This window comes from Bacillus sp. FSL M7-1020 (assembly GCF_038050415.1).
Lineage (GTDB): Bacteria > Bacillota > Bacilli > Bacillales > Bacillaceae_G > Bacillus_A > Bacillus_A toyonensis.
This window is the reverse complement of sequence record NZ_JBBOTW010000002.1, coordinates 106,273-126,831: the sequence shown is the minus strand read 5'-3', so window position 1 is coordinate 126,831 and position 20,559 is coordinate 106,273. Positions and strand designations below refer to the sequence as shown.

The following is a 20,559-nucleotide window of genomic DNA, read 5'->3' as shown; positions in this document are numbered from 1 at the left end:
GATGTCCTTTTTTATTTTGCAATGAGGTAATGAAAGCATTAATTAAAGAGTATAAACAGTCATTGAAAAGCATCAAACAAGCTAAAGAAACAGCCGAAGAAGAGGAAATTAAAATATAATCTGAAATGATTTCAGATTTAGAATATGCTTTGGAATGGACAAATTATTAATATTTGAATATATAGGCGTACAGACTCATTTTTTTATTGTTGTTTATTATGTATATGGGATAGATACAAATATCATATACATGAAAGGGTTGTTTGTGATGGACTTAGAATATCAAGAAAATGAAATAATTGATGACAATGCTGATAACCGTGAAAACAGAATAGATAAATTTATCGATTTTTATACACGACAGATTGCTTATATATAGTGATAGAGGATGAAGAAATATGTTGTGATACCAAGTGTGGTCCAGTAAAGGGTGTCTGTCAGAATGTTAGGATAATAGGCTGTATTCCGTATTTAGCAAATATAGCAGTTACCTCTGAATGTGGTGGAGCAATTACTGGGACGGTATGTAATCATACAGCTACAGATAATAGCCATATAGCATATATTTGTTCTAAAGGTAGTATATGTGTAAATGAAATAATTGCTAGTAGTACTGAAAAGATTAATGTACTAAAAAATTTGGACTGTAATTTAGTTAAACTAATTAATTTTGGTGTATCAGGATCTCAAACTATAAATTTTTGCAATCGTTTGGTTACATGCGATCAGAGAGCTGTTGTTGGAACTATTCAACTTTCTAATATCATTGTTGGTCACACGCTATGTCCGTAACAATTGTGAAAATATCATTTAATTAAAAAGTTTTTATCGAACCTCTGCACATGTTGTAGGGGTTTTTATATGCGAGGTGGTGTAAAAAGATAATATCAAAGTTCATATAAGCTCTGTTTGTAATGAGCCTTGTATGTGAAGATTTAAAATACCATTGACTATTATTCGTTTTGAGAAAACATATTTCCATGAAGTGAATACGGATAACTCTCATATATATTGAGTGTATAGAGAATAAAGGCAAACAATTGAATAAGGGGAAGGTGTGAAGTAATTATGGCCAGCCAACGAAGTCCAGGTTGTAACAAAGCAAATAAACTATTTAAAGAGCATAATTGCTATATTACTAATCGTAAAATTGCTGAATTGTTGTTTACATTCGAAAAACTGATCAGAATATAATTTTTTTACTTCTGATCGAAGTATGCTGTTCGTAAAAAGTTATCCATACAGAGTCATTATAAGTTGAAATATCTACTTGGAATGAGGTGTATGTAATTGAGAGAACTAAGCCTGAATATACAAGTGCTTACAAATTTTAAAAGATTTCCGTTTGGATACCAAGAAGCGAAATCTATTTATGATAAAATATAGAAAAAGATGATTAAGAAGGGACAATTAAAGTGAAACCAACAATTTATGATGTTGCGGAAAAAGCAGGTGTATCAATAGCAACTGTATCCAAGGTAATTAATCAAACTGGGCGTATTAGTGAAAAAACAATAAACAAAGTAAATCAGGTAATGGATGAATTAGATTACCAGCCAAGTAGTGTAGCAGCAGCGTTAACAGGTAAAAAAACATATACGATTGGGGTACTTGTCCCAGATATCTCAAACCCATTTTTTGCAGAAGTAGCAAGAGCTTTTGAAAATAGTGCACGAGAATCCGGGTATACACTCATTTTATGTAGTACAGATCATCAAACAAAACGTGAGCACGAGTACATTGATTTATTATTTAAAAAGCAAGTAGATGGCATTATTATTGCAACGGAACTAAATGATTATAAACTTGTTAAAAAAATCGTGAATCGAGATTTGCCTCTTGTTTTATTCACCGTAGATCATCCTTCCATCACAACGCATGTTGTGACAACTGATGATATGAGGGGAGGCTATCTAGCTGGGAATTATCTAACGCAGAAAGGCCATACATCTTTAACAATTATGATGGAGAAGGATAGAAAAAGTAGCGTAGGAAGACTGAATGGTTTTAAGCAAGCTCTTACGGATTTAGGGGTTTCATTAGATGATGATGCTATCATTAGCTGCTATTCGACAGTTGAAGATAGCAAACGTGCAAGTAAAGAGTTACTTAATTTACCTAACAGACCTACCGCGGTTTTTGCTTGTACAGATTTGATTGCTATATGCCTAATGAATGAAGCAAGAAAACAAGGACTTTCGATTCCGGAAGATTTATCAATTATCGGATTTGATAATACAATCTATGCTGAGATTGCAGATCCAGGGTTAACAACAATTGAACAGCCGATTACACAAATGGCGACCTGTACGTTTGAACAACTGCTAAAAACGATGGAAATGAAGGAGCATGCTAAGCAAAAAATTACAATTATTCCTCAGTTAGTAGAGAGGTCCTCAGTAAAGGATATTACATGAAAACTTTTTTAATAGCCTACTTGAATGTAACGAAAAGAAGGTCATCGTAACTATGTACAGTTATGATGACCTTCTTTATAATTAGAGTTTAAACTGAGAATTGCTCGCCGCTTTTTGTATTTAAATCCTGCTTCATCTCATTTTCCTTTGGAATAGTAAGGAAATGAGTTAAAAATGCGCCAAAGAAGTACAAGCCAGCAAAGATCCACATCACGCCGCCTACCCCTAATGGACCGATGAATGCAGTTACTACTAATGGCCCAACAAATGCTGATAATCCTGACCCTAAATTTAAGACAGACATTGCAGCTCCTTTATTTTCAGGAGATAAAGATGGGACTAATGCTGTAAGCGGTACATAACCGGCAAGTGTTGCTCCGTAGCAACAGGCAACAAATAATATAGCCCAATAATTATGTCCCACCATTTGTGGTACATAATAGATTGCAAGAGTTACAATTCCGCAACCGACTCCTCCGAACCATTTAATCGTATTTACCCAGCCAAACTTGTCTCCAACAATACCAAAAATAATATTAAACACCATATTTACAAAGAATAGAGTACCCCAAATTTGTAGCCATTCAGTCATAGTAAAATTATATTTCATCATATAAGTAGGCAGGAAAACAACAAATCCAAACTGAGCGGCCGAGTTTATAATTTTAACAATACCACCAATACCAACTTTAGGATTCTCAAATGCGATGGTAATGCCTTTTAGTAATTCGCTTGATTTGTTAGCGCTTACGGTTTGTGCTTTAAATCTGTCCTTATTTACAACAATTGAGAATAATCCCCCGACGACAACAAAAATTAAGGCGCTCCATAAAGTAGCGATTTCCCCAATCTTAGGAACCATATAGCTAGAATAAAAGGCTCCAATAACACTAAGCCCAAGCTGGAATACGAACCAGAACCAGCCAACCGCCCTTGAGAGCATTTGCTGTGGAGTACTGTAAGATACCCAAACTAGGAAAGAATAAGCAAATAAGGGATACCCAAATCCTCGTAGAGCGTAGCAAATTATTATTACCGGATAATTCATATGTTGAATGCCTATACCTATGAACCCAATGGAGCCTAAAATGAATGATACTAAACCAAATGTCATTACCTTTCTTGGTCCCCACATTTGTACAAATACCCCCGAAAACCAAGAAGAAGCAGATACAGTAATTCCGTAAATCGTAAACAGAAAAGCAGCATGTTCTAGCGTTAGGCCTTTCTCAACGAGATAAGGGGATAACCATCCTTGTTCTAAACCATCCCCAATCATAAAAACAATAATCCCTATGTATCCCCAAGTTAAATTAGAAGGAATACCAATCTTGTCCATAAATGTTTTGTTTGAACTCATTGCGTTCATTCTCCCACCACCGATAAGTTTTTTGGTTAAGCGCTTAATTCTTTTTGATAAAAAAGTATACGCTTACATAATAGGGTCGTCAATGAAATTTTTTGACAATTTACAACTTTCTTTTATAAGGGCATCCTATTTACTTATTGGACAATAAAATAATAATGAGTATGAAAAGAAAGGAATACCTTATAGATGGGGTTTACTATTTAAAAGGCTTATCTTCCCTTGTTATATCAGTATTTTAAAAGATTATTTTTGTAGCGGTTTAGATTATTTGTTTCTAATTATTAATTTGTATATGGACGTAGTACGTTTACTTGCGAAATTTGAAATTCGAATAAAAAGAAAAGTATTCAAAAAAATAAAAATGTTTTCAATTTAGAATCAAGTGTGTATAATGAAGAAAAATAGGGAAAGCGCTTAACTTAATTTGATGTGCTAAACCTTATAGACTTTCATTTTGTTTCTTAAATTTAAATAAAGAGGGAGAAATCATATGAATGTTATAACGATTGGAATTATTGGGGCTGGACGAATTGGGAAACTGCATGTTGATAATCTGCAGCTTATGCCACAAGTAAAAATTAAAGCGGTTTCAGATGTAGTGATTAGTCATCTAGAAAAGTGGGCCGAGGATAAAGGGATTTCCACTCTGACTACAAACTATCAGGATTTATTAGCAGATGCAGAAATTGATGCTGTATTCATTTGTTCACCAACAAATACACATGCGCAAATTATTAAAGAAGCGGCTCTTGCGAAAAAACATATTTTCTGTGAAAAGCCTGTTAGTTTCTCAGTAGAAGAAACATTAGATGCATTAGAAGTAGTAAAAGAACAAGGAGTATCTCTTCAAGTAGGTTTTAATCGTCGTTTCGACCCTAACTTCAGAAAAGTCTATGATCTTATTCAACAAGGAGAAGTGGGACACCCACATATTTTAAAAATTACGTCTAGAGATCCACAACCACCAAGTATAGAGTATGTTCGCTCTTCAGGTGGATTGTTTATGGATATGATGATTCATGATTTTGATATGGCTCGTTATGTAATGAATAGTGAAGTTGTTGAAGTATTTGCATATGGAACAACATTAATTGATCCATCCATTCAGGAGGTAAATGATGTTGATACAGCGATTGTCACATTAAAATTTGCGAATGGAGCTTTAGGGGTAATTGATAATAGCCGCCAAGCTGTTTATGGATATGACCAGCGTCTTGAAGTGTTTGGTGAAAAAGGAGCGGTCGCTGCGGATAATTGCTGCCCGACAACAGTACAAGTTTCAAAAACAGAAGGTGTTGTAAAAGACAAGCCACTTTATTTCTTCTTAGAGCGCTATACGCAGGCTTACATTGAGGAAGTAACACAATTTACAAAGTCAATTATAGAAGGACAAGCTGTTATTTGCAGTGGTAATGATGGGTTACAAGCAGAACAAATTGCGAAAGCTGCGAAGGAATCTTTACTAACAGGAAAACCTGTTCAAATCGAACATAAACAGCCTGCGTTAAACCAATAAAGAGAGCGCTTACTTCTAGAAAGATAAAGAGTTAAGAATATTAGGTTTATAAAAATATGAACCATATCATTCACTCTTTCATAAAGCATAGGAGGTAGTAACAATGAATCCACTTATTTTTAAAGAAGATTGTCCATTAGACTTAATTGCAGTTGGACGTTTATGCGTTGATTTAAATGCCAATGAAACACAACGTCCTATGGAAGAAACAAGAACATTTACTAAGTATGTGGGAGGTTCTCCTGCGAATATTGCGATTGGTGCGGCACGCCTTGGCTTACAAACAGGATTTATCGGTAAAGTGTCCGATGATCAAATGGGCCGATTTATTACAGGGTACTTAAAGGATAACAATATTAATACGGACCATATACGTATTGATCGCACTGGTGCAGTGACAGGTTTAGCTTTTACAGAAATTAAAAGCCCTGAAGATTGTAGTATTTTAATGTACCGCGACAATGTCGCCGATTTAAATTTTGATCCAACAGAAGTATCTGAGGACTATATTAAACAATCAAAGGCTCTCTTAATTTCAGGAACAGCTTTAGCGAAAAGTCCTTCTCGCGAGGCGGTATTTTTAGCGCTAGAATATGCGCGTAAGCACGATGTAGTCATATTTTTTGATGTGGATTACCGCCCTTATACATGGCATTCAGAAGCTGAAACGGCTGTGTATTACAATCTAGCGGCTGAAAAATCTGATGTCATTATTGGAACGCGTGAAGAATTCGATATGATGGAAAAACTATTAAACTACGAACAATCTAATGATCAAGTTACGGCTGAAAGATGGTTTTCTCATCATGCAAAAATCGTCGTAATTAAGCATGGCGGGGATGGTTCAATCGCTTATACGAGAGACGGCCAATCGCACCGCGGCGGTATCTTTAAAACAAAGGTATTAAAGACGTTTGGCGCTGGCGACTCGTATGCATCTGCGTTTATTTATGGCTTAATGCAAGGGCTTGAAATTCCTCAGGCGATGCGATTAGGAGGCGCTTCTGCTTCCATTGTTATTTCTAAACATAGTTGTTCGGATGCAATGCCAACAAGGGCAGAGATTTCTGCATTCATGGAAACGGCTGAGGAAATTGTATAGAAACCTCATAAACCAATAATTAAGTAAGGGCGTATCCTATTGGACGCTTCTACATTACATAAAAGGGAGAGAATGAATATGACAGTACAAATAGCACAAATTGTAAAAAACTACATTGGCGGCGAATGGGTAGAATCTATTTCAACTAAGATGGAAGCAGTATACAATCCAGCAACAGGGGAAGTAATCGCCCAGGTACCCCTTTCAACAAAAGTAGATGTTGAACAAGCTGTATTAGCAGCAAATGAAGCTTTCAAATCTTGGTCTAAAACAGCTGTTCCAAAACGCGCTCGTATTCTATTTAAATATCAACAATTACTAGTAGATAACTGGGAAGAGTTAGCGAAACTGATTACGATTGAAAACGGAAAAAGCTATAACGAGGCTTACGGTGAAGTTCTTCGTGGTATTGAGTGCGTGGAGTTTGCTGCAGGTGCTCCTACATTAATGATGGGAAAACAGCTTCCTGATATTGCGACAGGTATTGAGTCTGGTATGTATCGTTACCCAATTGGTGTTATAGGCGGAATTACACCTTTTAACTTCCCGATGATGGTTCCATGCTGGATGTTCCCACTTGCGATTGCTTGTGGTAATACATTTGTGTTAAAACCTTCAGAGCGCACGCCACTTCTAGCGGCAAAATTAGCTGAATTAGCTGAAGAAGCTGGTTTACCTAAAGGTGTATTAAATATCGTAAATGGCGCACACGATGTAGTAAACGGTCTTCTGGAACATAAATTAGTGAAGGCAATTTCATTTGTAGGTTCTCAGCCTGTCGCAGAATATGTATACAAAAAAGGAACAGAAAACTTAAAACGCGTTCAAGCATTAGCGGGTGCGAAAAACCATTCCATTGTATTAAATGATGCGAATCTTGAACTAGCAACAAAGCAAATTATTAGTGCTGCATTCGGTTCAGCTGGTGAGCGTTGTATGGCAGCTTCTGTTGTAACAGTAGAAGAAGAAATTGCAGATCAATTAGTTGGAAGACTAGTAGAAGAAGCAAATAAAATTGTGATCGGTAATGGTCTTGATGAAGATGTATTTTTAGGGCCAGTTATTCGTGATAAGCATAAAGAGCGTACAATTGGTTACATTGATTCAGGTGTAGAACAGGGCGCTACATTAGTTCGTGATGGACGCGAAGATACAGCTGTAAAAGGAGCTGGATACTTCGTTGGCCCAACAATTTTTGACCATGTTACAAAAGAAATGAAAATCTGGCAAGATGAGATTTTTGCTCCTGTTTTATCAATTGTTCGTGTGAAATCATTAGATGAAGCGATTGAAATTGCGAATGAGTCTCGCTTTGCAAATGGAGCTTGCATCTATACAGATAGCGGGGCAAGTGTACGTCAATTCCGTGAAACAATTGAATCGGGTATGTTAGGTGTGAATGTTGGGGTACCAGCGCCAATGGCATTCTTCCCGTTCTCTGGCTGGAAAGACTCTTTTTATGGTGATCTTCATGCGAATGGTACTGACGGCGTTGAGTTTTATACTAGAAAGAAAATGCTTACATCTCGCTGGGAAAAATAATCATTAAGAGAGAAGTAGAATCTCTCTAGTTGCTTGTAGGCAAAAGTAACGGAAGTAGTAAAACATAAGAAGGAAGTATTAGGAGTCTACCCAATTCCTGATACTCCTTTTTCATATGCAGAATGACTGATAGAGATAGAAAGGAGCAAACAATATGCAAACTGTTAGAATGACGACGGCGCAAGCTTTGGTGAAATTTTTGAATCAGCAATACGTAGAGTTTGATGGAGAACAACAAAAATTTATTAAGGGAATCTTTACGATTTTTGGTCATGGAAATGTAGTAGGCCTAGGTCAAGCTTTAGAAGAAGATGCAGGGGAATTAGAAGTATATCAAGGGAGAAATGAACAAGGGATGGCAAATGCTGCAATGGCCTTTGCAAAACAAAAACATAGAAAACAAATTATGGCATGTACTTCTTCTGTTGGTCCTGGATCAGCAAATATAATTACCTCTGCTGCAACTGCTTCTGCAAATAATATTCCCGTTTTACTACTTCCAGGTGATGTATTTGCAACGAGGCAACCGGATCCTGTTCTTCAACAAATTGAACAAACACATGACTTATCTATTTCTACGAACGATGCTTTTCGAGCGGTAAGTAAGTACTGGGACCGGATAAATCGTCCTGAACAATTGATGACAGCTATGATTCAAGCCATGCGTGTTTTAACGAATCCGGCAGATACAGGAGCTGTAACAATTTGTTTACCACAAGATGTCCAAGGGGAAGCGTGGGATTTTCCAAGTTACTTCTTCCAAAAGCGTGTTCATCGCATTGAACGTCGTCTACCTACAAAAGCCAGTTTAGCAGATGCGGTGGAAATGATTAAGAAAAAGAAAAAGCCAATTATGATTTGTGGTGGTGGTGTAAGGTACGCAGAGGCAGCAGAGGAACTGAAACAGTTTGCTGAAGCATTCCGCATTCCATTTGGAGAAACGCAAGCTGGGAAAAGTGCGATTGAAAGCAATCATCCATATAATCTTGGCGGCATCGGAGTAACTGGAAATTTAGCAGCTAATACAATTGCAAAGGAAGCGGATCTTGTTATTGGAATCGGGACGAGATTTACTGATTTTACAACGGCATCTAAGCAATTGTTTCAGAATGAAGAGGTTGAGTTTTTAAACATCAACATTTCAGAATTTCATGCGAACAAGCTCGATGCATTGAAGGTGATAGCTGATTCAAAAGAAGCACTTCTGGCTCTAATAGATGAACTACAAGCAATTGAGTATCAATCTAGTTACACAGTAGAAATCGCTGATGCAAAAGAGGTTTGGGAAACAGAATTAGCACGTCTACATAATATTCGCTTTACAGGTCAAGGTTTCACGCCGGAAGTAGAAGGTCATTTCGATGAAAATTTAAATGAGTATGTAGACGCACTTGGTACACAATTAACACAGACTGCAGTCATTGGACAAATCAATACATTACTTGATGAAGATGCAATTATCGTTGGTGCGGCAGGAAGTCTTCCGGGTGATTTACAAAGAATGTGGGCAGCAAATAAACCTAATACATATCACATGGAGTATGGTTACTCTTGCATGGGTTATGAGGTTGCCGGCGCACTGGGTGCAAAGCTAGCTGAACCATCGAAGGAAGTATATGCAATGGTAGGGGATGGCAGTTACCAAATGCTTCATTCTGAGCTTGTCACAAGTCTTCAAGAAAACAAAAAAATTAACGTCTTATTGTTTGATAACTCCGGATTTGGCTGCATTAATAACTTACAAATGGGCAACGGAATGGGGAGCTTTGGAACAGAGTTTCGCTACCGAAACCAGCAAACTCGTAAATTAGACGGGGCTATTATGAAAATTGATTTTGCAGCTAGCGCGGCTGGATATGGCGTAAAAACGTATCGTGTTACATCGATAGAACAATTACAGGAAGCGCTTATAGATGCGAAAAAACAAACAGTTTCTACATTGATTGATATTAAAGTATTACCAAAAACAATGACAAATGGATACGATTCATGGTGGCATGTAGGTGTTGCAGAAGTATCTAATAGTCAAAGTGTACAAGCTGCGTATGAGAGTAAAGTAAGTAACTTGCAAAAGGCAAGATCTTATTAGATTAGGACATAAAGAGAGCTTTTTATCTACATGCATATTGTTTAGTAAGCTCTCTTTTTAACGAACAGATAGGAGAATTTAGCGAAACTCTATAACATTTAGCGAAGAGGAGAGACAAGGGGATGTTCAAAGAAAACACGATTAAGCTTGGGATTGCACCAATTGCTTGGACAAATGATGATATGCCGGAGCTAGGAGCAGAAAATACGTTTGAACAATGTATTAGTGAGATGGCACTAGCTGGATTTAATGGAAGTGAAGTAGGGAATAAATATCCGAGAAATACAGTTGTATTGAAAAAATCATTGGAATTACGAAACCTGGAGATTGCTAGCGCATGGTTTAGTGCGTTCTTGACAACGAAGCCGCTTGAAGAGACGGTACAAGCATTTATTAAACATAGAGATTTCTTGCATGATATGGGTGCAAAAGTCATCGTTGTTTCAGAGCAAGGACATAGTATTCAAGGTTTAATGGATGTACCGCTATTTCAAAACAAGCCCGTTTTTACAGAAGAAGAGTGGAATAAGCTTGCAGATGGGTTACATCACCTCGGTAAATTAGCTCAGGAAAAGGGGCTACATATTGTATACCATCATCATATGGGTACGGGTGTTCAAACAACGGCAGAAATTGAAAAGTTAATGGATATGACGGATCCAGAGCTTGTATCACTGCTTTTTGATACAGGTCATCTAGTTTTTTCAGGAGAAGAGCCGCTTTATGTTTTGAAAAAATATTTACCTCGTATTAAACATGTACATTTAAAAGATATTCGCCAGGAAGTAGTAGATGCTGTAAAGGAAAACGAATTAAGCTTCTTGCAGGCAGTGAAGAATGGTGCATTTACAGTTCCTGGGGATGGCGTAATTGGATTTGATGAAGTGTTTACTATCCTTGCAAACTCTGATTATAAGGGTTGGTTTGTGGTAGAAGCAGAGCAAGATCCAGCTTTAGCGAATCCTTTTGAATACGCATTAAAAGCTCGAAAATTTATACAAGAGAAAGCAGGTCTGTAATTTCCGCATTTTGAGATTATCCCTAAGTTAATGATATGGCAATCAACAAATCTTCTTACAAAAGGAGTAAAAAGACGAGAAGGTTGGTTTTAAATTTAATAAATAATATTGAAATAGGTGAGTATGTAATGCCATTAGTTCAAATGAAAGATCTTTTAATAAAAGCAAATCAAGAGAATTATGGGGTTGGTGCTTTTAGTGTCGCTAATATGGAAACGGTCATGGGAGCTATCAAAGCAGCTGAAGAGTTAAGTTCGCCGCTTATTCTACAAATTGCGGAAGTTCGTTTGAATCATTCGCCAATTCATATGATTGGTCCTTTGATGGTAGCTGCAGCGAAAAAAGCAACTGTTCCAGTAGCAGTTCACTTTGATCACGGTATGACATTTGAAAAGATTCAAGAGACGTTAGAAATTGGTTTTAGTTCGGTTATGTTTGATGGCTCTCACTATCCGTTAGAGGAGAATATCCAAAAGACAATAGAAATTGTAGCGCTTGCGAAACAGTACGGAGCGACGGTAGAAGCTGAGATTGGCAGAGTAGGTGGTAGTGAGGACGGATCAGAAGATATTGAGATGTTGCTGACAAGTATCACAGAAGCAAAACGATTTGCAGAAGAAACAGACGTTGATGCATTAGCTGTTGCGATTGGAAATGCGCACGGTATGTACAATGGAGATCCTGATTTACGATTAGACCGCTTGCAAGAGATTAATGAGGTAGTTCATATCCCACTCGTTTTACATGGTGGCTCTGGCATTAGTCCAGAGGATTTCAAGCAATGTATTCAACATGGTGTTCGAAAAATTAATGTAGCAACAGCGACGTTTCAGAATGTAATTGCTGCGGTTAACACTGCCGTTCTAAATACTCCGTATTCAGATTACTTTACATACCACCAGGATGTTATTAGGGCCGCATACGAAAACGTTAAAAATCATATGCGTATATTCGGAAGTGAAAACAAAGCATAACCAGAAAAGCTTTCTTCATTAAATAATAGAAGGAACTCATAATTTAGTTAGCTGACAAAGATAGAGAATGATAGAGTAGCCATTAATTAAAAGGGGGAGAAAGCCGTGTTAGGAAAATTAGGTGAATTAAATGAAGGGTATAATGTATTAACAGAAATGAACGGTCAATGCAGTGATATGTTAATGGATATAGGCATATATAAGATGTCTAATGGAAAAGAAGAGGTGCTATTTGATAATAAGAATGAAACGGCAGTACTTTTACTAGAAGGGGCAATACGTTTAGAGTGGGATGGAATGGAAAAAGTTATTCAAAGGCAGTCTGTTTTTGAAGAAAACCCTTGGTGTTTACATGTGGCTAAAAATGTGAAGGTTACAATTACTGCTCTTTCAGATAGTGAAGTGCTTGTCCAAAAAACAGATAATGACCAAGAATTTGCGTCAAAGTTGTATACTCCGAATGAGTGTCAAAGTGTTGTAGCTGGAGATGGATTATGGGAGGGAACAGCGCAGCGTGTTATTCGTACAATTTTTGACTATAATAATGCAGCATATTCTAACATGGTAGTAGGAGAAGTTATTTCTTATCCCGGGCGATGGTCGAGTTACCCACCGCATCACCATGATCAACCGGAGGTATATTATTATCGCTTTAACAAGCCACAGGGATTTGGATGTGCAATGGTTGGGGAGGATGCTTATCGCGTTGTACATAATAGTTTTATTACAATTCCAGGTGAGCTAGACCACCCGCAAGCAACGGCACCTGGATATGCAATGTATTTTTGTTGGATGATTCGACATCTTGAGAATAACCCATGGAATGATCGTATCATGGAGGAAGAACACAAGTGGTTATTAGAACCAAATGCGAAAATTTGGCCAGAAAAAGAATAGATGAAAAGAAAGGTTCTGGACAAAAACGATGTCACTTGCAATTGTTTTTGCTCAGAACCATTAATTTTTTGTCAATGTAGGCAGGCTCTTATGTGAGGTAACGTAAGAGCCTGTTTAAATGTACTACCTTTTTTTATGTACAATAAGAATATAGACAGGGAGAGAAAATCCATATCCACTAAATTAGTAAATTTACGTATTGATTTTGCTTTTAAACAGTTATTTGGAACGAAAGGAAATGAGGAAGTTTTAAAGAAGAAAAGTAATTCTGGATAATAAGGACTTGTTCATTTTAGTTTAGGAAAAATTAAGATTTACTTATTATTACTTTAACTATTTAAAGTGAAACCTTAAGAGAAAGTTTAGATAAAATAAAATTTCGCGTTATAACATAATAATGTAATTTTCATTTGAATAACAAAAAATCTTATAAAAAGGGTACTAGTAATTATTATGGAGCGTGGAATTTATTGAGTACTACAGGAGGGTTTCATGAGTAAAATAATAGTATTATTAAGGAGTCTAGATACAAAACTAATTTTAATTTTATGCATGTTTTGTATTATTAGTACCGCTGCAATTTATAGTAGTCAACAAACTGGTCAGTATGGAAGCACAAACTTTGCATTGCAGCAAGGTAGGAACTATATAATTGGTTTTGTACTGTTAATATTTGTTGCAAGTATTGATTGGGATCAATGGCAAAAGTTCTCTTGGCCATTGTATATTGTTGGGTCTGTGGCAATTGTTATACTAAAAATACTACCGGAGTCAACGTTTACTCCCGTTAAATTAGGAGCAAAAAGATGGTTTCAATTTCCTGTTATCGGTCAAATTCAACCATCGGAGTTTTTCAAAATTGCACTAATTATATTTGTCGCCAATTTAGTAGTGAATCATAACGCCAAATATATGATTCGGACATATAAAACTGATTTCATATTGGTCGGAAAAATTATGTTAGTTTCAATTCCTCCTATTTCTTTAGTATACAGTCAGCCAGATACAGGTATGGTGTTCTTATACGCAGCATCTATTGCATGTATTTTATTTATGTCAGGGATTCAAAAGAAATTAATTGCATTTTGTACAGTCATTCCGGTAACTATATTATCTACATTAATATTTATATATAAAAAATATCCAGATTTTTTCTTTAAAGAATTAGTTACTAGGTTAAAACCGCACCAACAATCACGCATTATAGGTTGGCTAAATCCAGCTGAAAATGCAGATCAAGGATATCAAACGCAACAATCTCTTTTAGCTGTTGGAAGTGGTGAATTACATGGAAAAGGATTCGGTCAAGGTAGTGTATATATTCCTGAAAAACATACTGATTTTATTTTTGCTACCATCGCTGAAGAAGGTGGATTCATAATTGCAGCTATCGTTGTATTGGTCCTGTTACTTCTTATATATCGAATAACTATAATTGCTTATTCAGCAGAGAATCTGTTTGGTACATTATTATGTGCTGGGACAAGTAGTGTTTTAACACTACAAATCTTCCAAAACATTGGTATGATTGTTGGAATAATGCCGGTAAAAGGAATTGCACTACCTTTTTTATCATATGGAGGGAGTTCGCTATTTTCAAATATGATAATGATGGGGCTTATTTTATCGGTGCATAAAAATTATAAAAAATACATGTTTCAAGTTAATTAAAAGTTAAAAATGTGTTAGGGATTTTTTAGGAATTTTCATTTTTGGAAATGAAAAGAAATAAGATATAGTCCGGCTAAAAAACTAGGGGACACTAATTCATTAAAGCAGCCATAAAAGGTGTTTTAAGAATTGGTGTCCTCTTTATTTTGAAAAAGGAGATGGGGAAAAAATGAAGGCGCTAAGGATTATTTACGTGTGTGAAAAAAATAATCGAATCAAGAAAACTAAGAAAAAACGAAAAAAGAAATTAAGCACTTGTGACATTGAAGGTTAAATGGGAATTCATGAACCACGCTATGAATGAATCTTTAAATATTTTTCATTCTACTCACGATTATATAGAAAAGTTGAAAGAAGAACGTGAATAGTCCGAAACAAATATGTTTCGGACTAGGGGTTCAATATTTTATCCATTTATTTAACATTGTTTAAAGATTAAGGGGCGGAATTTTCTGATTTTTAAAGCGAGAAAAATGTATTACGTTAATCAATAGATACTCCACTAGAGACAATCGGTTTTGTTGGTGCTGGCGTATCTCCACCATTAAACGAAGAGTGTTGTGATACATTTAAACTAATCATGCTACATGCTAATGCACTTACTACTACCATACTTAATAACACTTTTTTTATTTTTTTCATTACTTTAACGCTCCTTTTCTCAAATGTTTCTTATCAGCATTATTACTAATATAGAAATATTTGCTCGCTTTAACATGATTATTTGCATCGTAAAATTGGAGTGCTAAAATCTCTGCATATTCTTTTACACAATCCCACATGTCCTCTTTTTCAAAATAAGAAATTGCATCAGTAACTACTTTTTCTAGTTTAATTCTAGGTAGTTCTGTGATTAGTTCATTTAAAACTGCGAAACGATGCTTATATTCCTCATTTCCTGATTCATTTGTATACTTTATTCCTTGCTTGATATATGCTTTTGCTGTTTCAACGCCTTCTAATTTATAATATGCTCTTGCTAAGACAAATAATGCTTTAAAATGGTTCGGTATGGTATTTATAATTTCAGAACTCTGTCTAATCGCCAATGGATATAAATCTTGAATATTATATAACCAGCCTAAATTGGATCGTACTCGTAATAATAATTGTTCTTCATCATACTTCTTACAAACATCAATAACCGTATTGAGACATTCTTCCGCTCGTTCAAATTCTCTTAGATCTATACAAGCCAGTCCATATACATTGTCGCATAAAGCAATATTAATTTCATAGCCTCCATGATTCCGGTATATTTCTTTGGCTTTTACTACATGTTGAATCGCTTCAAATGGTTGATAAGATTGATAACAGTAAGTTGAAAATCTATACTCAAACTCGGCTTTTTCTACATCATCAAGTATATCAATTAAAAGTTCTTCTGCCTTTTCATAGTGTGTTTTCGCTTCAGTATAATTTGCTAAAATTGTAGAGTGAATTGCCTTAAAGAAATAATAATAGTAAGCTAAAAATGAAAATTCCTCTTTGATATTAGGGAGTTTTTCTATTTGATTAAAAGAATCTTTTGTAATACTCATTCCATCTACCAAGACTTTATATCTAAAATTCAGTAGGGAATAATAGAATGATACATATTGGTCTGTTTCTATTTCCTTTAAACGTTCTTTTACTTGTAGATATATCTGTTTTGCTTCTTTTACATGATATAAACGAATTTCTTCATACCATTCATGTAATAATTCCATCAATTGCTTATTACTTTTTTCTTGAACAGTCATAATATCCCCCATTTCTCTTTAAAGGCTTATTCTGATAATAACAGGAAATAGATACATTAAATTTAACTACGATTTTTTTCATTAATATACAGAATATTCTGAATTATAATGATGTCCATGCTTTTAAATTTGAAAAAGTATAGTTAAGACAATACAAGTTTCGTTAATGCTTTTTTTGATTTATTAACTGTTGTCTATTGAATACTTCTTATAAGAGGTGGCGTAGCACTATAGTAGAAAAAGAGAGGCTTATACTGTTATGGTATTGAGAAATATATAGGGCTTATTAAGCTTCAAGGGATTCCTCGAAAATAAATAGAAGTATATCCATATCTATTTACATTGAAGAGGGAGCGTTAGTTTATGATAAGTTTTGGGATTAATTTACGCAATATTATTAGTTATACACAAGAGAATAGGAATCTTAACAATATACGGATTTTAAGTAAGTTGGGTATAAGATTATTTGATATATATGGAGAACCATTACCTGTATCAGATGTTAATCGAGAATTAGTAACGGCATTAAAACGCCAAGACATAAATACGCAAAGATATATATTAAGTCATTTACAAGGTTAGAAAAACCGATATTATGCTGCGTTTTTTATACATATGTTCTATTCGATAAACCAAGAAGCTATCATCAAAGGTTTGTGAAATTTTATTTTCTTAAATCGATTGAATTACGTAGTAATATTTAAAAATTATTTAATTGGGTACTATAGTTTGTATCACCATGAAATGTATAAACCTCGTCTATATCAATAAAAATAGAATAAAGAATGTGTAATGAAGTACCCATCCAATTATTATGTGTATCACAATTGGATGGGTACTTTTTTACTTATTTCAAAATAGGGACAAAGCTAAATGCAACGGATAGTTGTCAAAACGCGAGTGTACAAATATAACAAATGAAATTTCTTTTCATAAGTGTGGTTCTTCTATTTAATCAAGGATGATTTAATACTTTCTTAGTTTTGGTTAAGGAAATTTATATACTTAAAGTAAAGGGGGGAATTTTTAATGAAGGGGGAGGAGAATTTGAAAATTTTCAACTCAGTTGCTCCTGCGCAAACAAAAACCGAAGATTTACCATTCGATATTTCGTGGATGACTGATTGGATTGTAGACTGGCTTGGTTCTTTGTTTAATGGCGGCAGTGATGTAATAAAAGATGGGGGAAATAAAGTAGATGGTGCAGTTCATGCGAGTGTGCCTGCATTTTTTGATGTTATTTTCCTTATTCTTTCTGTAGTAATTTTAATTTCATTATTAGTTTTTGGAGCTTCTTTATGGTTTAAACATATAAAGTGGAAAAAAAGATCTATATATTTTGGAGTAGGTTCGTTTATTCTCATTCTATTAATAAGGATTCTACCAGTGTTAATGTTGACAACACGTTCTTTTGATTTTCAAACCTTTATGAGTAATATGGTGGGCTTAATTACTTCAATAATTTTAGGGACAGCTGTATTAATGTTTTTAATATCTCTAGCATTAGGTATGCTTTATAAGAAATTTGAACATCCCAAATATGGAAAATGGAGTTCAAGTTTGAGATATAGTTCGATTTTTATATTTGTAATGACATTGTTAGTACCGGCCTTACTGCGACATTTATAATCTTGGTTTATATAAGGAGAAGGAGGAATAAATTAAAAAGGTTTTTGTTGTACGAGATTTTGGCAAAGGGGGGGTACTAGTGACTACGTTTATTGTAATGGTAAGTATTTTCTTAATTTTATTCGTAATTGGCCCCAAAGCGACTAAGAGAAAAGAAGAAAGAGATAGAATAGAAAAAGAAAATAAGGAGAAAATGGAGTCTTTGGAGGAAGTAAAGATTGATTTTGATATTAATGGAACCAGAGTAAGATTACATAAGAAGCCTAAGTTAAAGAAAAGTATATATAAAATAAAGAGTGATAGATAACTCCTCAATAGTAACTGTCAGCTAGAAATGAAGATACGGCGTTGTAATGGAGGAAAGATCACAGAAAAATGATTAATCTTTTTTATAAAAAATTACGGATTCTAAAATGAAAACCCACACATTTTGATTAAACTTTTTCAAAGAGTCTGGGTTTCTTCTATCTTATAAAATTAATATTTGTAGCAATCTAATATATATTGAAAACGCAGAGGTCATTCTTTCAAATTCATTAAAATAGCTTAATTATAAACACAACTAGAATTAAAACACAAAATATGAGTTTATAGTTCATAAATAGATACTAAATACAAAATAAAGAAGAATCCATAATTTACTGGAATCTTCTTTATTGATTTTTTACTTGCTAATCCATTTGGAGATAACAGGATAATGGAAATCTTTTCCTTTTAATACATGTAAAATTCCTTTAAGAGGCCCGAAAACTAATAAAATAATTAGGATTATATAAAATGGGGCTGTCCACAATATCATTGACATATTACTTGCATTCATATCGGAATGGAACATAGAAAACATTAAAATTCTCATTACAAAATTATTCCAAATCAATACAATTATCCAAGTGAATAGCTGATAAACAGCTGTTTCAATAGCAATTATACGAAGTTCTTTTGATTTGAATATGAAATAAAAAATTAAGGGTATATAAAAAATTGTAATGCTAAAAAAAATGAGAATGATGAAAGATAATAAAGTAACAGTATGCATCATCAATTTTAGTTTTTTTTCATGAGATAAGTTCACTTAAACTCCTCCTATATGTAAATTTTGTTCTCTTAAAGTTAACGATAATTCATTATAACACGCCAACTAATGTAACAAAAGATATTGTTTTTATTGTGTTTTGTTACATTTTTTATTTGGAAATATGAAATATCCTAACTGTTGAATTTACTGTAACAAAATACGGTATCAAAAATAATCCGCAACAGTATTATTAAAATACCTTTTTGTTACACGATAATGGAGATAAAATACAAATTATAAGTCAAAATTACATGTATCCCGGCTGAACACCGTATAGAGAGTGTATCAAACAAATAAGGTTAATAGGAAAGAGTTCAAAAAACATGTTGAAGACGGCACAATAACAAACTTCCTCAATTAAGATATTTATTTTCTTTTAAAGATCTATTGTAGGTTATTTAAAATGAAAAACAAAAAGAACTTGTAGGAATCCCTACAAGTTCTTTTTCAGCCAATGTATAAAAGGTGAATCAAACTATCTCATTACTCGTAACAGGGAAACCATCTTACATATGGCTTGATTTCATTATATAGCAAATCTCAACATATTTAATTTTGATGTTTGAAAATTATAAAAGTTCAGGAAATGGTATCTTTTGAAGTGTTGAAATACTCCTGAAGAAATAAATAATTCTAATTATAAAGGGCAGTTAATATTAAATTGTTTTTGGCAAAGGTTTTGATAATTATAAATCTAGCATTTCTATTTTTGAGGCGTTTTATTTACAGGAGATAGATAATAACATAATTTTCTCAATAAGGAATTTTCTTCTTTTAATATAAAATTTTCACAATTCATGGTATATCTGTATTACGGGAACCTTTTCGGTTGACTAGGGAGAAAGATTATAAAAATGATATGGGAGGAACAAAAAATGTCATTGAAAAAAAAATTAGGTGTTGGGGTGGTTTCAGCCGCTCTTGGTTTATCTTTAATTGGTGGGGGAACATATGCATATTTTAGCGATCAAGTGGTGACAAATAATTCATTTGCTGCAGGTACATTGGATTTAGCTATGCAACCAACTACTTCACTTAACTTAGAAAATTTAAAACCTGGGGACAAAATATTAAAGAAATTCAATTTAATAAATAGTGGTACATTAGATATTAAAGATCTCATGATGAAAATAGACTATACTGTAAACGATTTAAAACAAAATAACACTACAGAAGATTTCGGTAAACATATTAAAGTACAATTTCTTTGGGATTGGGATCCTGAAAAAAGCCCTGTATACGAGACAACTCTTGCAGAACTAAAATCACAAAGCCCAGAGATTGCCTCCAAAAAAGTATTTCATCCAAAGTGGACTGAAACAGGGGGATTAAAACCTGGGAAAATGGATTGGTTTTGGATAAAGTTTATATTTGAAGACAACGGCACAGATCAAAATGTGTTCCAAGGGGATAGTATTGCATTAAAAATGGAGTTCCAAGCCAATCAAACAGATGGACAAGAAAGATAAATTTAAGAACAGATTACTTGGAAAAAGTAAAACTGAGTTTATGCCTTT

At 34.4% G+C, this 20,559-nt stretch carries 18 protein-coding genes and 1 pseudogene; 15 read left to right on the top strand and 4 right to left on the bottom strand.

The features are described from left to right. Nucleotides 1-154 precede the first annotated feature (154 nt). The 3 genes and pseudogenes from MHB70_RS27250 to MHB70_RS27240 all read left to right on the top strand — a co-directional run bounded on the left by MHB70_RS27250 (nucleotide 155) and on the right by MHB70_RS27240 (nucleotide 2,417). Nucleotides 155-379, top strand: coding sequence for a hypothetical protein (locus MHB70_RS27250; protein ID WP_061530362.1), 225 nt, complete (start codon nucleotides 155-157; stop codon nucleotides 377-379). 689 nt (nucleotides 380-1,068) lie between these two features. Then, nucleotides 1,069-1,185, top strand: a pseudogene (locus tag MHB70_RS27245) (phage terminase small subunit); the annotation flags it as partial. Nucleotides 1,186-1,415: 230 nt separating this feature from the next. Continuing rightward, entirely contained in the window at nucleotides 1,416-2,417 is a 1,002-nt protein-coding gene (locus tag MHB70_RS27240) for a LacI family DNA-binding transcriptional regulator (protein WP_061530364.1), read from the top strand. An 88-nt stretch (nucleotides 2,418-2,505) separates the two neighbouring features. On the opposite strand, the gene MHB70_RS27235 is transcribed toward MHB70_RS27240, so the two are convergent. Beyond that, nucleotides 2,506-3,786: an MFS transporter gene (locus tag MHB70_RS27235; RefSeq protein ID WP_061530365.1), complete on the bottom strand. Its 1,281-nt coding sequence runs from the start codon at nucleotides 3,784-3,786 to the stop codon at nucleotides 2,506-2,508. Nucleotides 3,787-4,276: 490 nt separating this feature from the next. Here MHB70_RS27235 and iolG point away from each other — a divergent pair, with 490 nt between their 5' ends. The 8 genes from iolG (at nucleotide 4,277) to MHB70_RS27195 (ending at nucleotide 14,596) form a co-directional block, all read left to right on the top strand. Beyond that, a complete protein-coding gene (gene iolG, locus MHB70_RS27230) occupies nucleotides 4,277-5,302 on the top strand; it encodes an inositol 2-dehydrogenase (RefSeq protein ID WP_061530366.1) in 1,026 nt (341 codons plus the stop codon). A 103-nt stretch (nucleotides 5,303-5,405) separates the two neighbouring features. Then, nucleotides 5,406-6,404: a 5-dehydro-2-deoxygluconokinase gene (gene iolC / locus MHB70_RS27225; protein ID WP_061530367.1), complete on the top strand. Its 999-nt coding sequence runs from the start codon at nucleotides 5,406-5,408 to the stop codon at nucleotides 6,402-6,404. Nucleotides 6,405-6,482: 78 nt separating this feature from the next. Next, entirely contained in the window at nucleotides 6,483-7,946 is a 1,464-nt protein-coding gene (locus MHB70_RS27220) for a CoA-acylating methylmalonate-semialdehyde dehydrogenase (RefSeq protein WP_061530368.1), read from the top strand. A gap of 154 nt (nucleotides 7,947-8,100) precedes the next feature. Continuing rightward, a complete protein-coding gene (gene iolD, locus MHB70_RS27215) occupies nucleotides 8,101-10,035 on the top strand; it encodes a 3D-(3,5/4)-trihydroxycyclohexane-1,2-dione acylhydrolase (decyclizing) (RefSeq protein WP_061530369.1) in 1,935 nt (644 codons plus the stop codon). Nucleotides 10,036-10,157: 122 nt separating this feature from the next. After that, nucleotides 10,158-11,054 carry a myo-inosose-2 dehydratase gene (iolE, locus tag MHB70_RS27210; protein ID WP_061530370.1) on the top strand — a complete coding sequence of 299 codons (897 nt, stop codon included), beginning with the start codon at nucleotides 10,158-10,160 and terminating at the stop codon, nucleotides 11,052-11,054. Between the two features lie 128 nt (nucleotides 11,055-11,182). Then, nucleotides 11,183-12,028, top strand: a complete 846-nt coding sequence (locus MHB70_RS27205) for a class II fructose-bisphosphate aldolase (RefSeq protein WP_061530371.1) — start codon at nucleotides 11,183-11,185, stop codon at nucleotides 12,026-12,028. A 105-nt stretch (nucleotides 12,029-12,133) separates the two neighbouring features. Beyond that, nucleotides 12,134-12,925, top strand: coding sequence for a 5-deoxy-glucuronate isomerase (locus MHB70_RS27200; protein ID WP_061530372.1), 792 nt, complete (start codon nucleotides 12,134-12,136; stop codon nucleotides 12,923-12,925). Between the two features lie 492 nt (nucleotides 12,926-13,417). Further along, on the top strand, nucleotides 13,418-14,596 hold the full coding sequence (locus MHB70_RS27195) for an FtsW/RodA/SpoVE family cell cycle protein (protein WP_048538690.1): 1,179 nt from the start codon (nucleotides 13,418-13,420) through the stop codon (nucleotides 14,594-14,596). Nucleotides 14,597-15,079: 483 nt separating this feature from the next. On the opposite strand, the gene MHB70_RS27190 is transcribed toward MHB70_RS27195, so the two are convergent. After that, nucleotides 15,080-15,238, bottom strand: a complete 159-nt coding sequence (locus tag MHB70_RS27190) for a Phr family secreted Rap phosphatase inhibitor (RefSeq protein WP_000721406.1) — start codon at nucleotides 15,236-15,238, stop codon at nucleotides 15,080-15,082. After that, nucleotides 15,238-16,338 (bottom strand): response regulator aspartate phosphatase, encoded by a 1,101-nt coding sequence (locus MHB70_RS27185; RefSeq protein ID WP_000217978.1) that lies wholly within the window; start codon nucleotides 16,336-16,338, stop codon nucleotides 15,238-15,240. Before MHB70_RS27185 ends, MHB70_RS27190 begins: the two co-directional genes overlap by 1 nt. A gap of 363 nt (nucleotides 16,339-16,701) precedes the next feature. On the opposite strand from MHB70_RS27185, the gene MHB70_RS27180 reads away from it, so the two are divergent. The 3 genes from MHB70_RS27180 (at nucleotide 16,702) to MHB70_RS27170 (ending at nucleotide 18,274) form a co-directional block, all read left to right on the top strand. Continuing rightward, nucleotides 16,702-16,920 (top strand): hypothetical protein, encoded by a 219-nt coding sequence (locus MHB70_RS27180; protein ID WP_000622781.1) that lies wholly within the window; start codon nucleotides 16,702-16,704, stop codon nucleotides 16,918-16,920. 447 nt (nucleotides 16,921-17,367) lie between these two features. After that, nucleotides 17,368-17,967: a hypothetical protein gene (locus MHB70_RS27175; RefSeq protein WP_061530373.1), complete on the top strand. Its 600-nt coding sequence runs from the start codon at nucleotides 17,368-17,370 to the stop codon at nucleotides 17,965-17,967. Nucleotides 17,968-18,046: 79 nt separating this feature from the next. Further along, entirely contained in the window at nucleotides 18,047-18,274 is a 228-nt protein-coding gene (locus MHB70_RS27170; RefSeq protein WP_061530374.1) for a hypothetical protein, read from the top strand. Nucleotides 18,275-18,631: 357 nt separating this feature from the next. Here the strand turns inward: MHB70_RS27170 and MHB70_RS27165 are convergent, their stop codons facing one another. Continuing rightward, nucleotides 18,632-19,039 carry a hypothetical protein gene (locus MHB70_RS27165; protein ID WP_061530375.1) on the bottom strand — a complete coding sequence of 136 codons (408 nt, stop codon included), beginning with the start codon at nucleotides 19,037-19,039 and terminating at the stop codon, nucleotides 18,632-18,634. Between the two features lie 878 nt (nucleotides 19,040-19,917). Here MHB70_RS27165 and MHB70_RS27160 point away from each other — a divergent pair. Beyond that, nucleotides 19,918-20,511, top strand: coding sequence for a TasA family protein (locus tag MHB70_RS27160; RefSeq protein WP_000053752.1), 594 nt, complete (start codon nucleotides 19,918-19,920; stop codon nucleotides 20,509-20,511). The last annotated feature ends 48 nt before the right edge of the window (nucleotides 20,512-20,559 follow it).

Coding starts and splice junctions, on each gene's coding strand:
- MHB70_RS27250 (WP_061530362.1), top strand. CDS start 155: ATGGACAAATTATTAATATTTGAATATATAGGCGTACAGACTCATTTT.
- MHB70_RS27235 (WP_061530365.1), bottom strand. CDS start 3,786: ATGAACGCAATGAGTTCAAACAAAACATTTATGGACAAGATTGGTATT.
- iolG (WP_061530366.1), top strand. CDS start 4,277: ATGAATGTTATAACGATTGGAATTATTGGGGCTGGACGAATTGGGAAA.
- iolC (WP_061530367.1), top strand. CDS start 5,406: ATGAATCCACTTATTTTTAAAGAAGATTGTCCATTAGACTTAATTGCA.
- MHB70_RS27220 (WP_061530368.1), top strand. CDS start 6,483: ATGACAGTACAAATAGCACAAATTGTAAAAAACTACATTGGCGGCGAA.
- iolD (WP_061530369.1), top strand. CDS start 8,101: ATGCAAACTGTTAGAATGACGACGGCGCAAGCTTTGGTGAAATTTTTG.
- iolE (WP_061530370.1), top strand. CDS start 10,158: ATGTTCAAAGAAAACACGATTAAGCTTGGGATTGCACCAATTGCTTGG.
- MHB70_RS27205 (WP_061530371.1), top strand. CDS start 11,183: ATGCCATTAGTTCAAATGAAAGATCTTTTAATAAAAGCAAATCAAGAG.
- MHB70_RS27195 (WP_048538690.1), top strand. CDS start 13,418: ATGAGTAAAATAATAGTATTATTAAGGAGTCTAGATACAAAACTAATT.
- MHB70_RS27190 (WP_000721406.1), bottom strand. CDS start 15,238: ATGAAAAAAATAAAAAAAGTGTTATTAAGTATGGTAGTAGTAAGTGCA.
- MHB70_RS27185 (WP_000217978.1), bottom strand. CDS start 16,338: ATGACTGTTCAAGAAAAAAGTAATAAGCAATTGATGGAATTATTACAT.
- MHB70_RS27180 (WP_000622781.1), top strand. CDS start 16,702: ATGATAAGTTTTGGGATTAATTTACGCAATATTATTAGTTATACACAA.
- MHB70_RS27175 (WP_061530373.1), top strand. CDS start 17,368: ATGAAGGGGGAGGAGAATTTGAAAATTTTCAACTCAGTTGCTCCTGCG.
- MHB70_RS27160 (WP_000053752.1), top strand. CDS start 19,918: ATGTCATTGAAAAAAAAATTAGGTGTTGGGGTGGTTTCAGCCGCTCTT.